The organism is Paraburkholderia sp. MM5496-R1 (assembly GCF_050436205.1).
GTDB classification, from domain to species: Bacteria; Pseudomonadota; Gammaproteobacteria; order Burkholderiales; family Burkholderiaceae; genus Paraburkholderia; species Paraburkholderia tuberum.
The window spans coordinates 811,864-827,110 of record NZ_JBNDLT010000001.1 but is presented as its reverse complement, the minus strand read 5'-3'; the positions used below and the strand labels follow the sequence as shown (position 1 = coordinate 827,110).

The window sequence follows — 15,247 nt, the reverse complement described above, 5'->3', positions numbered from 1 at the left end:
CGTGTGGTTCGCGTCGTAGCGCCACGAAATGGCGCCGTGGGCTGAATGCCTGCGGCGCCATTTTTTTTGCGGCGTTCGAGTCGAGGTCCGCGCGGGCCAGCCTCGCCGGGATCGCAGCGGAATCTCAGGGCCTGGCGATAGCCGATCCGCATCGCAAGACAAACCCCGCGACCTGGTCCAACGCGTATCGGGCGCTTGCAAGCTCGTCGGTCGAGCGCTGGAACGCGTGATGGAGTCCCTCGTAGATTTCCAACTGCACCGTGTTTCCCCGCTGGGCAGCGGCAGCCGCGTAGCGACCGAGACGGGACAATCGGTCTATGAAGCGGGTTTGCGCATCATTGGAGATTTCACGGAGCTCGAATCGTCCGTCGGGCGCGGTCAGGTTTCGCTGGCGGGGATGGTCCGGGTCACCGTGGCGCCGGTTTTTGGCCGGCTGTATGTGGTGCCGCGCCTGCCGGCATTTTTCGCCAGGTATCCGAACGTGTCCGTGGACCTGTCGGCCACGGAGCGAACCGTCAATCTGGTCGAGGAGGGCTTCGACCTTCGCCCATATGGGACTGGTTCAAGCGCCGGCGTGGCTCTTTGCGCCGGAGATCGCGAGCGGTGCGGTCGTCAGCCTGTTGCCGGATTTCGCGCCGGCGCCGATGCCCATCCACGCCGTTCATCCTGCCGGCCGACGATTGCCGACCAAGACTCGCGTATTTATCGATTTCGTTTCGGAAATTTTGACGTCTGATCCCGGTCCGGCCTTTGTCCCGGTCAGGACCTGGCGAGTGTTCCGCCGACACCGGATCATGCCGAACAGGGATCGCGGTCCGGCCTTACCGCGCCGCAGCCAATCCCCGGTCGACAAGGCACTTGACCCGCCCGACAATGCTTGGCGAAACACGGTCGAACGGGCTGCGATCCAGGCGTCTTTTTCCAATGCGGCGTGGGTCCCAGGCGGTCGTCCGCGATTTTTTTGACGCCCCCTGTCCGTCAGCATGCGGCCCGCGCGTCATTGTGATGGCGGCCGATGCAATTCATCCGCCTCAACCCCATGACGGAGGCTCAAATGGAATACCTGTTGATGATCTACTCGGAAGAAAACGGCTGGAACAAGATGACCGACAGCGAGCGGCAGCAAGGCGTTGCCGCCTATCACGCGTACACCGAATCGTTGAAGAAAGCGGGGGCTCTGGTGGGGGCCAACCGGCTGCAGCACACGAACACGGCCACCACGGTGCGGCTCGTCGACGGCAAGCCGCAGGTGCTCGATGGACCGTATTCCGATTCGAAGGAGCAACTCGCCGGCTACTACCTGATCGACGTGCCGAACCTCGACGCGGCGATGTCGTGGGCGTCGCGTTGTCCCGGCGCGGCGCACGGCGTCATGGAGGTGCGCCCGGTCTGGACCGCCCCTTACGAGGCACCCACTGCATGAGTGCGTCCGGCGGCGCCCTGGGCGATGACGGCGCCGCGCGGTCGATTGCCGAGGCGGTCGCTCGCCGCAGCTACGGCAAGCTCGTCGCGCTGCTGGCGATGCGCACGCGCGACGTCGCCGCAGCCGAGGACGCGCTCGCCGACGCATTCGCGGCCGCGCTCGCGGACTGGCCGGAGCACGGCTGTCCCGCGAGTCCTGAAGCGTGGTTGATGACGGTCGCGCGCCGCCGGGCGATCGATGGCGCGCGTCATCGCCAGGTTGGCGACGACGTGGCGAACCAGTTGATGATCCTCGCCGACGAGATCGACGAGAGTGAGGCAGGCGCGTTGCCCGACCGGCGGCTTGCGCTGCTGTTCGCGTGCACGCACCCTGCGCTCGAGGCCGCGATTCGGACGCCGCTGATGCTGCAAGTGGTGTTGGGGCTGGAAGCGAAGACGATTGCGTCGGCGTTCCTGATGTCGCCCGCCGCGATGAGCAAACGCCTCGTGCGGGCGAAGACGAAGATCCGCGAAGCGGGCATTCCGTTCAGCGTGCCCGAGCGCGAGGAGCTGCCCGGCCGGCTCGACGCGGTGCTCGAAGCGGTCTATGCGGCGTATGCGGAAGGTTGGACGGACCCGGTCGGCGGCGATACCGAGCGGCGCGACCTCGCCGACGAGGCGCTGTATCTCGCGCAACTGCTCGTCGAATTGCTTCCCGACGAACCGGAAACGTTGGGCCTGCTCGCGCTGATGCTGTTTGCACAGGCGCGGCGTGATGCGCGACGCGATGCGGCTGGCGACTACGTGCCGCTGTCGGCCCAGGACCCTGCAACGTGGAACGCGCCGATGATCGACGCGGCGAACGCACTGCTGCGGCGCGCGAACGCGCTCAACGCAATCGGGCGCTTTCAGCTCGAGGCCGCGCTGCAGTCGGCGCATGTGGATCGCTGCCGGACGCGTCGCCCGAACTGGGACGAGATCGTGCAGCTCTACGATGGGCTGCTCGCCATTGCAGCGTCGCCGGTGGTCGCCGTGAACCGTGCGCTTGCCGTGGCCGAACGCGACGGCCCGCAGGCGGCGCTCGACGCGCTTGCGCCGTATGCGGACGACCCGCGGCTGGCCGACTACCAGCCCTACTGGGCCGCACGCGCCAATCTGCTCGCGCGTACCGGCGCGACTGCGCAAGCACTCGACGCGTACGATCTGGCAATCGGCCTTGAGCGCGATCCGGCCGTGCGCCGGTTCCTGCAGCGCAAGCGAATGGAGCTTGCATCGACGAGCAGTTAGCGGAGTGGGTTGCGTTTGCCTGCTTCGTCAGGTCGGGCGTGGCGGCTTTGCCCCGACAGGCCTGCGCCTGAACCTCACCGCTCCGGCTGCAACAGCCCCCAGCTCACGAGAATCGCCTGGATGCTGCGCGCGTAGGCGTCGCGCTCGTGCGGCGATTCCGAGTGATACGCTCCGATTGCGCGCCATGTGTTGCCGTATCGCACCATCTTCTGCTTGAGCAGCCACGCGGCTACGAAAATATTCACGCACGGGTCCGTGAGCGCGCGGTGCGGAATGCCCCGGCTCTCGAGTTCAGGAAAGTGGATCGAATTGATCTGCAATTGCCCCACGTCGATCGAACCGTTGGCGTTGCGGTTGATGGCGCTCGCGTCGCCTTTCGATTCGCGCCATGCCACGGCGCGCAGCACGTGCGGATTGACGCCCTGGTAAGCGCCGGCCTTGTCGAAGCAATCGTCGGCGGACGGGGCGGCTTGCGCGGCCGAACTGCCGAGCGCCAGCAGCGCCGCCCAGGCGCATAGGGCCCACGACCGCAAAGGGCGGAAGGCGTTGGTCTTGTGCTGGTCCATGGATCGGGGCTCCAGGTCCTGCTTTACTGCGCCAGCGCGGAATCGAGCTGCCGCTCGATGTCCTTGAGATAGGTGCGCGACGCATCGGAGACGACGAGGCGCGGCGTGGGCATCGCGCAGCGGCAATCGTGCTGGTGCGTCTTTTTCTTGTTGTGCGACGTCGAGCGCGGCGCGGGAAGATCGTCGTCGTCGCCGGTGGAGGGCGGCAGCATGGAGAGCGTGGGCAGCGGCGGGTAGACCTTGTCCGCAGAGGCTGTGGTGGCAGCGGTGGCAGTGTCGGCCGCAGTTGCAGGCGCGCTGGTAGCCGGCTGGGCCGCCCACGTGGCCGAACTTAAGCATAGCGATGCCGCGGCGAAAGCAATCAGGCGCATCGTGTCAGCTCCCCGCATGTAGCGGCTGGATCGAGACGCTGTACGTCTGGTTCGTGCCGCTCGTCAGGTTTTCGAGCGTGGGTTTGAGCCCCTGCTGCGGCACGCCCCGCCAGATCGCCTGGTTGATGTACTTGAAGTCCTGGCCCAGCGCCGTTACGCGGATCACAGTGGGCTGCTTCTGCGCGGCGGCGAGCGCACCTGCCTTGGCGAGCACCGTAGTCAGTTGCGGATCGCGCGCGCCGAGTGCATCGGCGGGAATGTCGAACTTCATGATCACGTCCGACACCGCAGGTTTCTCGGCTTGAGCCGTATTGGGCTGCTGCAGTTGTGCGCAGCCTGTTACAAACATTACGGCAAGTAAGAGCACAGCGCGCGTCACGTCGGGGTCTCCAAAGTTTCGTAGCGATGTACGCGTTTTCGGCTTGGGATGCCGAGACTTGATACCTGGGGGCAAACGTTTGCGAAAAAAGAAAGAGTTCGCTCTCGCGGCGCCGCTTCCCGGAAGGTTGCTGCGTGCACCTCCGCCTTCGAGCAGAGAACTTCTTGCCCTGTCGGGTAAAGCCACAACGATTGCTACGCGTACGCTCGTCGGAACGCGATCGACCTGACGCCCCAGTCCGGCAAACCGACTCACGCATACCGCGCGAGAAACATATCCGCCGCCGCTTCCGCGATGCGCTTCTGCTCCTTGGCATCGAGCGGCACTTGCCCCATCGCCACTTGCGGCCAGAAGGCAAAAGCCTTCACGAGCCCCTGCAACTGCAGTGCCGCGAAGACGGGGTCATCGGTCTTGATGCGGCCGTCCGCGGCGGCCGCCCGGACCCACGCCGTCAGATCTTCCTCGCGTTCGCCCATGCGAGCGACCATGTCCCGCGCGCGCTCCGGCGAATGGATGCCAGCCGCGATCGCCACCCGTGCAAGCGACAAAAAGGACTCGTCGTGAAGCAGCCGCAGCTTGCGCTCCAGCAGATCGAGCAACTGCGCGCGCAACGGTTGGTCAGCACGATAAGAGGGTGCATCGCCGTCATGGCTCGCGTCCCACAGTTGATGGAGAATCGCCGCGAAAAGTGCTTCCTTGCTCGGGAAATGGTTATAGACCGTGCGCTTCGAGACATTCGCGCGGGCGGCGATACGGTCCATGCTGGTAGCGTCGTAGCCGGCCGCGAGGAATTCCTCGATCGCGGCAGCGACGATCGCGACGCGCTTTCGGTCAGTCAGACGTTGGGGGCGGGCACAGGATTCCATCCAACGATTTTACACTGAGCAGTTTACTTTTCTTTAAGATAATCTACACTGCCGAGTGTACATTTTCTTCGGAAGATCAACTTCATGACGTCGCTTCCCGCCTTTGTCCGCCGAATGCTCGGCGTGAACGCCGCACAGCGCAGCCGCGCGAGGTTCAGCCTGTCGCCGCAGCATGACGGCGAGCGCTTTCGCAACGTCAAGCCGCGTCCGGCGGAAAGCCTGCGCAAAACGCTCGGCCTCGCGTGGACGGTGCTGTTCAACAAGCCGCGCGGCACCGTGCCGGCCGACGCGTTGCCGGTCGAAACGCTGACGCGCGCGCAACTCGACGCGGCGCCCGACCGCAGCCTGTACCGGCTCGGTCATTCGACGATGCTGCTGAAGTTGCGCGGCAAGTTCTGGCTGACCGATCCCGTGTTCGCCGAGCGGGCGTCTCCGTTCCGCAATCTCGGTCCGAAGCGCTTCCATGCGCCGCCGATCTCGCTCGACGATTTGCCGCCGCTGCGCGGCGTGATCCTGTCGCACGATCACTACGACCATCTCGACCGCGAAACCGTGCTGATACTGGCGCAGCGTACCGAGGTGTTTTTGACGCCGCTTGGGGTCGGCGACCGGCTCATCGAATGGGGTATCGACGCGGCAAAGGTCCGGCAGTTCGACTGGTGGCAGGGCACGGAGGTCGAGGGCATCGAGTTCACCGCGACGCCCGCGCAGCACTTCTCCGGGCGCAGCCTGTTCGACGGCAACCGGACGTTGTGGGCGTCGTGGGTGATCGTCGATCACGATTTGCGCGTATTTTTCAGCGGCGACACCGGTTACTTCGAGGGTTTCAGCGCGATCGGCGAGCGCCTCGGACCATTCGACGTCACGTTGATCGAAACCGGCGCGTACGACGCGATGTGGCCATACGTCCATATGCAGCCCGAAGAAACCGTGCAGGCACATATCGACCTGCGCGGCCGCTGGCTCGTGCCGATCCATAACGGCACCTTCGACCTCGCGATGCATCGCTGGCAGGAGCCGTTCGAAAGGGTGACGGGGCTGGCGCTCGCGCGCGGCGTCGCGCTGTCGACACCGCGCATGGGCGAGCGGCTCGATCTGACCGCGGTGCATCGCGGCGAACGCTGGTGGCGCGACGTTGCGCAAACCGCTGCCGTGCCGAAGGCTTCGTGGCGGATGTGCGCGTCGCGCGGGGTCCAGGAGGGGGAGTCGTCCTGAGGTCGTTGGCACCGCCACGTCTTTGCGGCGCACGAGAGCGCCCGAGCGGACTGTTTCTCGGCGGCGCGCGGGTGCGGCGCGCGCACGTTGCCGTTCCCGCCGAAGCGCTCGCGACCTCGAAGTACGCTCCGTCGGAACTGTCCGTCGCGGCGTGATACGCAACCGTCGATCTGCGGGTTAATTCTTCAGGTCGGCGAGAATGCGTTCCGCGAGAAAATCGCACACAGGCCGTTTCGAAGCGGCACTTCGCGCCAGCACGACTTCAAGTGTGCCGATTTCCGGCAGGCCATTCGCGGTTCCCAGCAGCGAGAAGTGAGCCGGTACCGCGCACTTGGCCAAAGGAGTCACTGCGAGTCCGGCCTCGGCCATCGTCAGCAGACCCAGCAGACTCGGACTTTCATACGAGGTTCGATACGTGATGCGCGCGCGCTCCAGGCTCCGGATGGCTTTCTCCCGCGCGACGCTGCCGGGCAAAAACACGGCGATCGGCAAGGGCCTTTCACGCCAGATCTCGGTCGCGCCTGGCGCGGCGGCCCAGACCATCGGTTCGTGACGCAGGAACTCGCCGTGCAATCCTTTCACGCGCGTGGCGCAGACGAGATCGACCGTGCCGTCTTTCAACATGGGCTCGAGAGCGACGCTTGGCAGGCCCACTACCTGAATCTCCACCTTCGGATAGGTCGCCGAAAATTTCTTGAGGATCGGCGGGAACAGTGACGTCGCATAGTCGTCAGGCACGCCGATCACCACGCGTCCGGTCACGTCGGGCCGTACCACCGCTGCCCACGCTTCGTCGCGCAGGGCGATCATCCGCCGCGCGTAGGTCAACAGCATTTCGCCGTCCTGCGTCGGCACCACGCTGCGAGGCTTGCGCACGAAAAGCGCCTTGCCGAGCGCCGTCTCGAGCGTCTTGATCTGCATGCTCACCGCCGATTGCGAACGATGCACGACCTGCGCCGCGCGACTGATCGTGCCGGCGTCCGCGACCGCGATGATCATGGACAGCACGTCCAGATCGAGCGCTTTCATTTCCGTTGCCATGATGGTTGATATCAGAAAAGTAGATCGATTCCATCAATATTATGCGATTTTCTTTTGCGAGCACACCCTCGATAGTGGCGACAAAGGAGCCCTGTGATGAATGCACGTATCAGCCCATCGATTCTGGCCTCGGCCGTTGGCGCGTCCGCGCCATCGTTTGTGACCACCGCATCGAGTCTTGCGATACCGTATGTCGAGTCCGGGCGCGGCGAGCCGATGGTGTTCGTGCACGGCTCGCTTTGCGACTATCGCTATTGGGACGCCCAGATGGCCTCCCTGTCGGGCGGGTTTCGCTGCTTCGCGCCGAGCTTGAGCCATTACTGGCCCGAGATCGATGCATTTGGACACAGCGACTTCAGTTGGGAGGCGCACGTCGAGGAAATTGCCGGATTCATCACGGCGCTCGACCTCGCTCCCGTTCATCTGGTCGGTCACTCGCGGGGTGGGTGCGTGGCTTTCCATCTCGCGCGCGAATTTCCGCGCCTCGTGAAAACGCTGACGCTAGCCGATCCCGGCGGCCCGCTGCAAACCGAACCGAGGGGGCAGCCCGTGTTCATGCCGCCAGCGACCAACGTGTTGCGCGCACGGGTCGCGGAACTGATCGAGCGGGGCGAGTTCGACGCCGGCTTGTCGATGTTCGTCGACTCGGTGAGCATGCCGGGGTTCTGGAACAAAAGCCCGGAGAGCTTTCGTCGCATGGCGCTCGACAACGCGCTCACGCTGCCAAAGCAGTTGCTCGATCCGCTTCCCGCCTATACGCCGGAAGCCGCGCGCGATATCAAGTGCCGTACGTTGTTGATCGACGGCCAGAAAAGTCCCCGTATGTTCCGCAATACGGTCGACAAGCTCGAACAGTGGATCGAGTTTGCCGAACGCGAAACGATCGACGGTGCGTCGCATGGGATGAATGTCGCGAGACCGGATGCGTTCAACAGGGCGGTTGCGACTTTCGCGGCGTAGCCCGGTTGACGGGAGAGTGCTCCGGCGTGCACGCTGGTTTTCCCGGCCAGCAAGGTATCGATCTTGTGATCCTGGGCCAGCAACTCGGCCGCCGTACTCGAATGAACGACCGATTCGCGCTCGAACACCACGGCGTTGTGCGTGATGCCCAGCGCCTTGCGCGCGTTCTGCTCGACCAGAATCACTGAGAGGCCTTCGCGGATGATCTCCGAGAGGATGCGCATCAAGTCCTGCACGATAATCGGCGCGAGGCCCTCGAGCAGTTCGTCGAGCAGCAGCACCTTGGGATTGAGCATCAGCGCGCGGCCGATGGCCAACATCTGCTGCTCGCCGCCGGAGAGCTGGTTGCCCATATCGGCGCGGCGCTCCTGCAGGCGCGGGAACATCCGGTAGATGCGAGCCAGATCCCACGGACCGGACACGGCGATCGCCGTCAGGTTCTCTTCGACCGTCAGCGACTTGAAGATATTGCGTTCCTGCGGCACCCAGCCGATGCCGGCCAGCGCGCGCTGGCACGGTCGTAGTCCGCGCTTTGCTTCACGAGCCGCGCACCCACTTCGGGACGCGCCAGCGATTTCGACGGCTTCAGCCGAAGCGCGCTGCCTCTTCATTGGGCGGCCAGCGGCAGCCGGACACAGTTCTTGCTCGCGTATTCATCGATTCATCAATTCGGCGGGGCCAGGCGCAAAGCCGGCACGCATAGTGCTGACACGCGAGCGCCGTCGTGCCAGCGGGCGACTCGGGCGCAGCGTCGAGCGAACCCGCGGTCACGACAATGCCCGAGGCCACGCAACCGGGCCCTCGACCACAAGGAGGACTTTCAATGAAAGACATCGATCTGAACCAGCGCGTAGAAGAAATCGAACTGGCTCTTTCCACCCTATTCGAGTCGCCGAAGGCGCCCGCGATCAGCAGCTACGACGACGGCCGGACGTTCTTCATCCAGGCCTCCTGGGTCGTCGAGTCACATGGCGACACGACGCTGGATGCGCGATGCGTGCTCACACTCCACTTTTCGGATTCGCAGATTCAGCGTTACGCGCAGATGGACACGGCACAACGTATCCTCGTGCGCGAACGCCTCTGCCAAATGGTCCGCGATCGACCCCGACCGGAAGGCGGTGAGTTGCCCTTGCGAGGAGAGTGCGCCGAAGACCTGCAGGTGGAGGATCGGCTGCTGGATGTCGACGATCAGCTCTAATCCATCGCGGACGGCGTGCGACCGCGGCCTGGCGATTGGCTGTCCGAGCCGGCAGCCGCCTGCCAATCGAGTTGCGCCCGAATCTCCACGATGTAGCGAGGTCGAAAAGTGACTAGCACGATTCTTCGCTCGGGACCGGGGGCGGGAGCGACTCGAGCAACTTCACGAGCCTTGCCTGCTGCTGCGGAGTCAGTCCTTGAGTAGCGCTCACCTGCTGAACACGCGCGCGCCAGTAGGTCCGGCTGAACAACGAATCCGCGCCATCGGAGGACAGGATCCGTTCGAGATGGGAAATCGCATCTCCAGCGGTCAGGGGTGTATAGGGGCTCTCCCTGTCCGGGGGCCCTTTCTTGATTGTTGTTTTCATCCACTTCTCTCAGGTGGTGACCGGCCGGGTCCGGTCGTATACGTCCGGCTTCAATTGGCCGGTTCGTGCCAAACAACCCATGCGGGGCGCGGGGCGCGCGTGGCGACGCGACCCATTGCTAGCGGCACGGCCCCGGTGTTCAGCAAAGCTCCGCGGCGGCCACCCACGGCATCGTCTCGAACTGCCTGAGAACGGTGTGCAGCGATCCGGAGAGCCTGTCGGCAAACGCGATCGTCATGTCTTCGACGTCACGTTTACGGTTGCTCGTAATCCGTACGTCCTCGATGGCATCCGCGACCGGCATCAATACCTGCCACACTGCGGCGACCCGCATGCAGCCGCGCCTCGCACGAACCGTAATCTGATGGCCTGTGGCCTTTAGTTGTCCGGGGGTTTCCGGTGTCATTCTTCAGCCCTCTCGATGTATCTGATTTGTTATTGGCACGGACGATGCATCTACATTCGCCCGCGCGGTTGATGCCACCACTCATGATGATCCAGATGTCGTAGCAGTCGTGCCCGTCTGCGCTCACGGCGATAGTGATCAATCACCATCAGCATTGCGATGCTGAGGGCCGAGCCCCCAATGATCAGGCCCATCCAGGTCTCACTCATGACACGTTCCTCTCATGGAAGCACAGGGGTGTTGCGTGAATGGTTCACGCCGCTTCGTCCGATGTTCCGGCGCATACCGGCGCGGTGTGTCGCGTTACTGCATGTGCTGGCCACCGTTGATCGCGATGTTGGAGCCGGTCACGAAGCCGGCATCATCCGAGCAGAGATAGAGCACGAGCGCCGCGACTTCCTCGGGCTTGCCGAGACGGCCCATCGGGATATGCGGCAGGACCTTCGTATCGAGAATCTCCTGCGGAATCGCGGTGACCATCCTGGTGGCCAGGTAGCCCGGCGAAATCGTGTTGACGGTGACCCCTTTGCGCGCCACTTCCAGTGCCAGCGACTTGGTGAAGCCGTGCATGCCGGCCTTGGCCGCGGCGTAGTTGGTCTGGCCGACCGAGCCTTTTGAACCGTTGACGGACGAAATATTGACGATGCGCCCCCAGCCTCGTGCGACCATCTCTTCGCACAGCGGCTTGGTCATGTTGAAGACCGAATCGAGGTTCGTGCGAATGACCGCATCCCAGTTCACCTTGTCCATCTTCCTGAGGGTCATGTCCTGGGTGATCCCCGCGTTGTTGATCAGGATGTCGACCGGGCCGACCTCCGCCCGAACCTTGTCCGCGCAACGCTGGCATGAGTCGTAGTCGGCCACATCGACCGGGTAAGCGCGGAAGCTCCGGCCCTGAGTTTCCATGTCAGCCAGCCATTTGTCCGCACCGGTGTTGTTCGGCGAGTGCGTGACTACCACCGCATACCCTGCGTCGTGCAGTTTCGTACTGATCGCTTCTCCCAGGCCGCCCATGCCGCCCGTTACTACTACGATTCGTTCCGTCATCCTTTCCATCCGTGATCGTAATGTCTGCGAGGATCGTGAATACCCAATGGCCGTCTCGCATACCCGCCATCGCTTTGCCACAATGCGCTGCCGCCTCCAGCGTCAAGGGAGGAACGGCTGCGGCATTGATTGAACTGCGCGGGTTTTTATAGGCTTGTGGTATTGCGCGAATGGAGCCGGGTGCGTCAGCTCGCGGCGATATGCCGCGCCGGCGCACTGCTCAAAGATTCCAGATGCCCCGAATGGTGTTTCTCGCCTGCCGGTTCAGGGCGGCGAGTTTCTGCGCCCTTCAAACGCTTCGCTGGCGAGCGAAAGAAAAATCGACGCATTCGTTCGGCAGAATTTCAGCAAAACTTCGGACGAAAGGTCTCTCATTGCTTCTCCCTCGATTGATTTCGAACCCGCTTGCCCCGGAGACGACATGCGCAATGAATGTGCTGAATGTCGGTCGCAGAGGATTCCGGAGCAAAAGTGTTATAAGTAAGACTAAATAAACACCACAAAACCAGTTCGGCCCGGATCGCACTTCTGATCGTCGGTATTCAACAGTCGAATGACGACACGTGTCCATAATCGGGTCGCGGCCAATCGATTGGCCATAACCCTCGTCAATCCTGCCGTGCCACTGACCGGATGCTTCGCCCGCTACTTCAACTGTCATGAAATGACATAACAATCGATTTTAGAAGGTTAATTCTAACTTCGAAATGTTAAATTTTTGAGAAGAAAGGCTAGGTGAATACCCTATCCAGAAAGGTCGGCTGTCAGGGGCGTAGTCGAGCTAAGTCGACGTTTGAACGTCCGAACGAAGGACGCGAATGGCCAGCGATGATGAGTGCGCTCTCCGATTGCTTCGCAGAGCACCCCAACAATGTCACGAAAATGACCGAAATGACAGGACACTGCAGTGAGCACCACCCGGATGCATCATTGCATGTTATGCAAGAAAATGACAATTCAGCCGACCCTGTCAGACACTTCTGCCTGGGCCCGGCCGGCTCGCTCTGCACGAGGGGGCGGCTGCCCAGGGAGCGTCGCTCGTCCGCGGCGCGTGCTGTAGAGAATGACGAACGCTGCGGCGCGGCACGCATAGCGAATGCGTGTCGGCAGCGGTGAACGGGACCGGGTTTCGAAGGGCAACGCAGGCGCACCTAGAACACCGTTCGCACGCGAGCGTAAGATGGAAGCGATTGATCGATGAGTTTCAAGGAGGCGCCATGAAGGCGGTGTGCCCGCTGCACGGGCCAACGACCATCGTCGGCACGAACGCGTATGGGTTTCCGATCTATGCCTGTTGCCGCGACGACGTTCCTTATGTCACGCCGCCGGACGCCTGTACGCGTGAACCGGCGCAACGCGGACAAGAATCGAAGCCGCCACCGCGGCAGCCTCAGGCAAACAAGGAACCACGCTGATGTTCGCGGGCAACGTCATACCCGCAGCGAAACCTTATCGGCTCCAGTTGCAGTCGATCAACGCATCAACGAGGCGCCAGTCCTGCCAGTCGCAAAAGTCGAGCATCAGCGTGCCGCGTGGTTCCGGACGAGCCGCGAGTCGCTCCGCAAGTTGCTCGTGAATGCCGCGATGCCGTGTATCGCCACACGCCACGACGACCGGCGCCGCCGCCATCCCCGTGCCGCTGCAAAAGTTGATGACCCACCGCTCGTCGCACAGAGCGGGGGCGAGGTTCAACAGTGAATCGATGGCGCGCCATTTGTAAGCGATCGATGTCGGCACCGGCACGCGAAACTCGTCCTGAATGGTGAATGGCGCCGGCGCGACGTCGATATCGAACGTCGCGTTCTCGGGCCAAACTGTCAGGTCGATGCCGAGCGGCGCTTCACTCGCGAAGCGCCGCAGTAGCACGATGCTCCCGCGTACCGCCTCCAGCCGCGGCCGCCCGGAAGCAAGGTGCCAGCGCACATCCGCATGTCTTTCCACATACCATTCGAAGGTCGCGGCAAATGCGCGGGCGCAGTCGCGCGCGGGCCATTCGTCCTTGACGGACATGACGATACATTCGCCGCGGTGAAGCGCGAGAAACTGCGCGCATGTCCGCACCACATCGTCGAAAGTCAGATCCAGCGAGATGCCGCCATGATGAATCGCGAAGCGATCACGCACATGGCGGCAGCGGATGTCGAGGACCCGCACGCCATGGTGCAACTGATCGTCGAGCGTGGCATGCTGCGTGCGCGCGAGCCGGTCATCGACCGTGTAGGCGCAGGTGTCATGGCTGCCCGGCAAGGTCAGTGCGGACAGCAAGCGGCTGCTATCGATGGCCGACATCCAGTCAGCCGGCGAAACGGTGTGATCAGTCAGGGCAGGGCGCAAGAGAACCTCTGGATAAGCAAAGCGTCTGCTGCAACGGCGGCGTGAAGTCGGAGCCCCTACTTCAACCCGCCCGAAAAGCCCTGCAGCAGATAGCGCTGCACATAGCCCGCGAGCAGAAGCGTCGGCACCGACGAAATCAGCCCCGCGCTCATCAGTTCACCCCAGTCGATGCCGTTCTCGGTCACATAACCCGCCATGGCGAGCGGCAGCGTGAAATGACTCGGCGACGAGACGAACAACAGCGCCAGCAGAAACTCGTTCCACGCGATGATGAACACGAAGATGGCGGTGGCAACGAGACCTGGCGCGCACAGCGGCACGACGATGAAGACGATGCGCTGCGCGAGGTTCGCGCCGTCGAGCGCCGCGGCCTCCTCGAATTCGATCGGCACGTCGCGCACGAACGGCAGCAACATCCAGATCGCCATCGGCAGCGCGTACAGCTGATAGGCGAGTATCAGCCCAAACAGCGAATCGAGCAGATGGAGCCACTTGGCCAGCGAAAACAGCGGTACGGCCACCGTAATCGGCGGCATCAGCTTCAGTGCCAGCACGAGCAGCAGGAACAGCAGATCGAGGCGCGCGGGAAATGCAAGCCGCGCGAGGGCATAAGCGGCCGGAAAAGCCAGCGCGAGCGCGAGCAACGTGGCGCCTGGCGCGACCCACACGGAGTTCAGCACCGACTGGGCCATGCCGCTTTCCCACACCGCCGCGAAATGCTCGAACGTGGGCGCCGAAGGCCACAACGCGAGCGGATGGGCGAGGCGTTCCAGCGTCGGCGTGAAGGCCGCGCCAGCCATCCATATGCACGGCAGCAGCAACACCGCCAGCGCAGCGATCCGCAACAGCCCTCGCACCGCGGCAGCGGACGAGCGTCGCGCGAAACCCTGTAAGCGTGCGGGAGGCATCAACGGTCGCGCTTGACGGCCGATTTCCATATGTATCCCGAGACCAGCACCGCGCACGTGAGCAGCATCAGTACCGAAGCCGCGCTGGCGGGTCCTACGTTGAAGAACCGGAAACCCGTGTCGTAGATGTACGTCGACAGCGTTTGCGTGGCATTGCCCGGACCGCCGCCCGTCAATGCGTACACCTTGTCGAACAGCTTGAAGGTGTCGATCGAGCGCAGCAGCATCGCGAGGGCGACGTGGGGTGCAACGAGCGGCAGCGTGATGTATCGCAGGCACTGCCATTCGTTCGCGCCGTCAATGCGGGCCGCCTCGGCGATTTCCGGCGGAATCGACTGCAGCCCCGCGAGAATGATCAGGAATGCCATCGGCGTCCATTGCCAGACATCGACCAACATCAGCGACCAGAGCGCGAGGTGCGGATCGGATAACCAGGGCACCGCCGGCAGACCTGCCGCCGTGAGCAGCGCATTCAGGAAGCCGCGGTAATTGAGCCAATTGCGCCAGATGGCGGAGCACACGAGCGTGGAGAGCATCATCGGCAGCACGGCGAGCGGCAAGGCGATGCGCCGGCCCGGAAACGCGCGCACGAACAGCAGCGCGAGCGCGAGGCCGAACAGGACTTCAGCGAGCGAGGCCACGCTCATGAACTGGATCGTATTGACGAAACTCGTGCCGAACTCGCCGTCCGCAATGACCGATCGATAGTTGGCGAGCCCGATGAACGAGCGATGCCCCGACGCGTAATTCACCGAGAAAAACGAATCGATCAGCACGCGCGCCATCGGGTAGAGCGCCAGCACGCCGAGCACGAGCGCGGCTGGGCTCATCAGGACGATCAGCGGCAGATAACGTCGCAACCCGCTCATCGACTCTTTCCCACGCTTGTCTGCGCTGT

General features: G+C 63.4%; 17 protein-coding genes and 2 pseudogenes. 7 read left to right on the top strand and 12 right to left on the bottom strand.

Features of this window, described 5'->3' with window-relative positions; translation table 11 throughout:
• Positions 1 to 28 precede the first annotated feature (28 nt).
• From OKW38_RS04180 to OKW38_RS04165, 4 genes and pseudogenes are all read left to right on the top strand, one after another.
• A pseudogene (locus OKW38_RS04180) lies at positions 29 to 484 on the top strand (hypothetical protein); the annotation flags it as partial.
• Positions 438 to 965: a LysR substrate-binding domain-containing protein gene (locus tag OKW38_RS04175; RefSeq protein ID WP_429360685.1), complete on the top strand. Its 528-nt coding sequence runs from the start codon at positions 438 to 440 to the stop codon at positions 963 to 965. The pseudogene OKW38_RS04180 and the gene OKW38_RS04175, both read left to right, overlap by 47 nt.
• A gap of 89 nt (positions 966 to 1,054) precedes the next feature.
• Complete coding sequence (locus OKW38_RS04170; protein ID WP_018422516.1) at positions 1,055 to 1,423, top strand: YciI family protein; 369 nt, start codon at positions 1,055 to 1,057, stop codon at positions 1,421 to 1,423.
• Positions 1,420 to 2,688, top strand: coding sequence for an RNA polymerase sigma factor (locus tag OKW38_RS04165; RefSeq protein WP_429360123.1), 1,269 nt, complete (start codon positions 1,420 to 1,422; stop codon positions 2,686 to 2,688). The genes OKW38_RS04170 and OKW38_RS04165 overlap by 4 nt, the downstream gene beginning before the upstream one ends.
• A gap of 74 nt (positions 2,689 to 2,762) precedes the next feature.
• On the opposite strand, the gene OKW38_RS04160 is transcribed toward OKW38_RS04165, so the two are convergent.
• The 4 genes from OKW38_RS04160 to OKW38_RS04145 form a co-directional block, all read right to left on the bottom strand.
• On the bottom strand, positions 2,763 to 3,254 hold the full coding sequence (locus tag OKW38_RS04160) for a lytic transglycosylase domain-containing protein (protein ID WP_429354337.1): 492 nt from the start codon (positions 3,252 to 3,254) through the stop codon (positions 2,763 to 2,765).
• Between the two features lie 23 nt (positions 3,255 to 3,277).
• Positions 3,278 to 3,625, bottom strand: coding sequence for a hypothetical protein (locus tag OKW38_RS04155; RefSeq protein WP_429360121.1), 348 nt, complete (start codon positions 3,623 to 3,625; stop codon positions 3,278 to 3,280).
• Between the two features lie 4 nt (positions 3,626 to 3,629).
• On the bottom strand, positions 3,630 to 4,004 hold the full coding sequence (locus OKW38_RS04150) for a hypothetical protein (RefSeq protein ID WP_429360119.1): 375 nt from the start codon (positions 4,002 to 4,004) through the stop codon (positions 3,630 to 3,632).
• 251 nt (positions 4,005 to 4,255) lie between these two features.
• The gene (locus OKW38_RS04145) at positions 4,256 to 4,870 is read right to left on the bottom strand and encodes a TetR/AcrR family transcriptional regulator (protein WP_429332682.1); all 615 of its coding nucleotides are present in this window, start codon (positions 4,868 to 4,870) and stop codon (positions 4,256 to 4,258) included.
• Positions 4,871 to 4,954: 84 nt separating this feature from the next.
• On the opposite strand from OKW38_RS04145, the gene OKW38_RS04140 reads away from it, so the two are divergent.
• On the top strand, positions 4,955 to 6,085 hold the full coding sequence (locus tag OKW38_RS04140) for an MBL fold metallo-hydrolase (protein ID WP_187615619.1): 1,131 nt from the start codon (positions 4,955 to 4,957) through the stop codon (positions 6,083 to 6,085).
• A 177-nt stretch (positions 6,086 to 6,262) separates the two neighbouring features.
• Here OKW38_RS04140 and OKW38_RS04135 read toward each other — a convergent pair whose 3' ends face one another.
• Positions 6,263 to 7,114, bottom strand: coding sequence for a LysR substrate-binding domain-containing protein (locus OKW38_RS04135; RefSeq protein ID WP_184069590.1), 852 nt, complete (start codon positions 7,112 to 7,114; stop codon positions 6,263 to 6,265).
• 108 nt (positions 7,115 to 7,222) lie between these two features.
• On the opposite strand from OKW38_RS04135, the gene OKW38_RS04130 reads away from it, so the two are divergent.
• Positions 7,223 to 8,086, top strand: coding sequence for an alpha/beta fold hydrolase (locus OKW38_RS04130; protein WP_429360118.1), 864 nt, complete (start codon positions 7,223 to 7,225; stop codon positions 8,084 to 8,086).
• 44 nt (positions 8,087 to 8,130) lie between these two features.
• Here the strand turns inward: OKW38_RS04130 and OKW38_RS04125 are convergent.
• Positions 8,131 to 8,607: pseudogene (locus tag OKW38_RS04125) on the bottom strand (ATP-binding cassette domain-containing protein); the annotation flags it as partial.
• A gap of 302 nt (positions 8,608 to 8,909) precedes the next feature.
• Between OKW38_RS04125 and OKW38_RS04120 the strand changes: the two are divergent.
• Positions 8,910 to 9,287 carry a DUF3022 domain-containing protein gene (locus OKW38_RS04120; RefSeq protein ID WP_090810917.1) on the top strand — a complete coding sequence of 126 codons (378 nt, stop codon included), beginning with the start codon at positions 8,910 to 8,912 and terminating at the stop codon, positions 9,285 to 9,287.
• 112 nt (positions 9,288 to 9,399) lie between these two features.
• Here the strand turns inward: OKW38_RS04120 and OKW38_RS04115 are convergent, their stop codons facing one another.
• From OKW38_RS04115 to OKW38_RS04090, 6 genes are all read right to left on the bottom strand, one after another.
• Positions 9,400 to 9,654, bottom strand: coding sequence for a hypothetical protein (locus tag OKW38_RS04115; protein ID WP_090810919.1), 255 nt, complete (start codon positions 9,652 to 9,654; stop codon positions 9,400 to 9,402).
• A 139-nt stretch (positions 9,655 to 9,793) separates the two neighbouring features.
• Positions 9,794 to 9,988 carry a hypothetical protein gene (locus OKW38_RS04110; RefSeq protein ID WP_244144728.1) on the bottom strand — a complete coding sequence of 65 codons (195 nt, stop codon included), beginning with the start codon at positions 9,986 to 9,988 and terminating at the stop codon, positions 9,794 to 9,796.
• A 375-nt stretch (positions 9,989 to 10,363) separates the two neighbouring features.
• A complete protein-coding gene (gene phbB / locus OKW38_RS04105) occupies positions 10,364 to 11,107 on the bottom strand; it encodes an acetoacetyl-CoA reductase (protein WP_429332685.1) in 744 nt (247 codons plus the stop codon).
• A gap of 1,449 nt (positions 11,108 to 12,556) precedes the next feature.
• Positions 12,557 to 13,441: a phosphatidylinositol-specific phospholipase C gene (locus OKW38_RS04100; protein WP_429360116.1), complete on the bottom strand. Its 885-nt coding sequence runs from the start codon at positions 13,439 to 13,441 to the stop codon at positions 12,557 to 12,559.
• 56 nt (positions 13,442 to 13,497) lie between these two features.
• Positions 13,498 to 14,349 carry a carbohydrate ABC transporter permease gene (locus tag OKW38_RS04095; protein ID WP_429360114.1) on the bottom strand — a complete coding sequence of 284 codons (852 nt, stop codon included), beginning with the start codon at positions 14,347 to 14,349 and terminating at the stop codon, positions 13,498 to 13,500.
• Positions 14,349 to 15,218, bottom strand: coding sequence for a carbohydrate ABC transporter permease (locus OKW38_RS04090; RefSeq protein ID WP_090810929.1), 870 nt, complete (start codon positions 15,216 to 15,218; stop codon positions 14,349 to 14,351). Before OKW38_RS04090 ends, OKW38_RS04095 begins: the two co-directional genes overlap by 1 nt.
• Between the last annotated feature and the right edge of the window lie 29 nt (positions 15,219 to 15,247).

Bases quoted from the DNA above. Each gene is read 5' to 3' on its own strand.
- OKW38_RS04175 (WP_429360685.1), top strand. From the start codon at position 438: ATGTGGTGCCGCGCCTGCCGGCATTTTTCGCCAGGTATCCGAACGTGT.
- OKW38_RS04170 (WP_018422516.1), top strand. From the start codon at position 1,055: ATGGAATACCTGTTGATGATCTACTCGGAAGAAAACGGCTGGAACAAG.
- OKW38_RS04165 (WP_429360123.1), top strand. From the start codon at position 1,420: ATGAGTGCGTCCGGCGGCGCCCTGGGCGATGACGGCGCCGCGCGGTCG.
- OKW38_RS04160 (WP_429354337.1), bottom strand. From the start codon at position 3,254: ATGGACCAGCACAAGACCAACGCCTTCCGCCCTTTGCGGTCGTGGGCC.
- OKW38_RS04155 (WP_429360121.1), bottom strand. From the start codon at position 3,625: ATGCGCCTGATTGCTTTCGCCGCGGCATCGCTATGCTTAAGTTCGGCC.
- OKW38_RS04145 (WP_429332682.1), bottom strand. From the start codon at position 4,870: ATGGAATCCTGTGCCCGCCCCCAACGTCTGACTGACCGAAAGCGCGTC.
- OKW38_RS04140 (WP_187615619.1), top strand. From the start codon at position 4,955: ATGACGTCGCTTCCCGCCTTTGTCCGCCGAATGCTCGGCGTGAACGCC.
- OKW38_RS04135 (WP_184069590.1), bottom strand. From the start codon at position 7,114: ATGAAAGCGCTCGATCTGGACGTGCTGTCCATGATCATCGCGGTCGCG.
- OKW38_RS04130 (WP_429360118.1), top strand. From the start codon at position 7,223: ATGAATGCACGTATCAGCCCATCGATTCTGGCCTCGGCCGTTGGCGCG.
- OKW38_RS04120 (WP_090810917.1), top strand. From the start codon at position 8,910: ATGAAAGACATCGATCTGAACCAGCGCGTAGAAGAAATCGAACTGGCT.
- OKW38_RS04115 (WP_090810919.1), bottom strand. From the start codon at position 9,654: ATGAAAACAACAATCAAGAAAGGGCCCCCGGACAGGGAGAGCCCCTAT.
- OKW38_RS04110 (WP_244144728.1), bottom strand. From the start codon at position 9,988: ATGCGGGTCGCCGCAGTGTGGCAGGTATTGATGCCGGTCGCGGATGCC.
- phbB (WP_429332685.1), bottom strand. From the start codon at position 11,107: ATGACGGAACGAATCGTAGTAGTAACGGGCGGCATGGGCGGCCTGGGA.
- OKW38_RS04095 (WP_429360114.1), bottom strand. From the start codon at position 14,349: ATGCCTCCCGCACGCTTACAGGGTTTCGCGCGACGCTCGTCCGCTGCC.
- OKW38_RS04090 (WP_090810929.1), bottom strand. From the start codon at position 15,218: ATGAGCGGGTTGCGACGTTATCTGCCGCTGATCGTCCTGATGAGCCCA.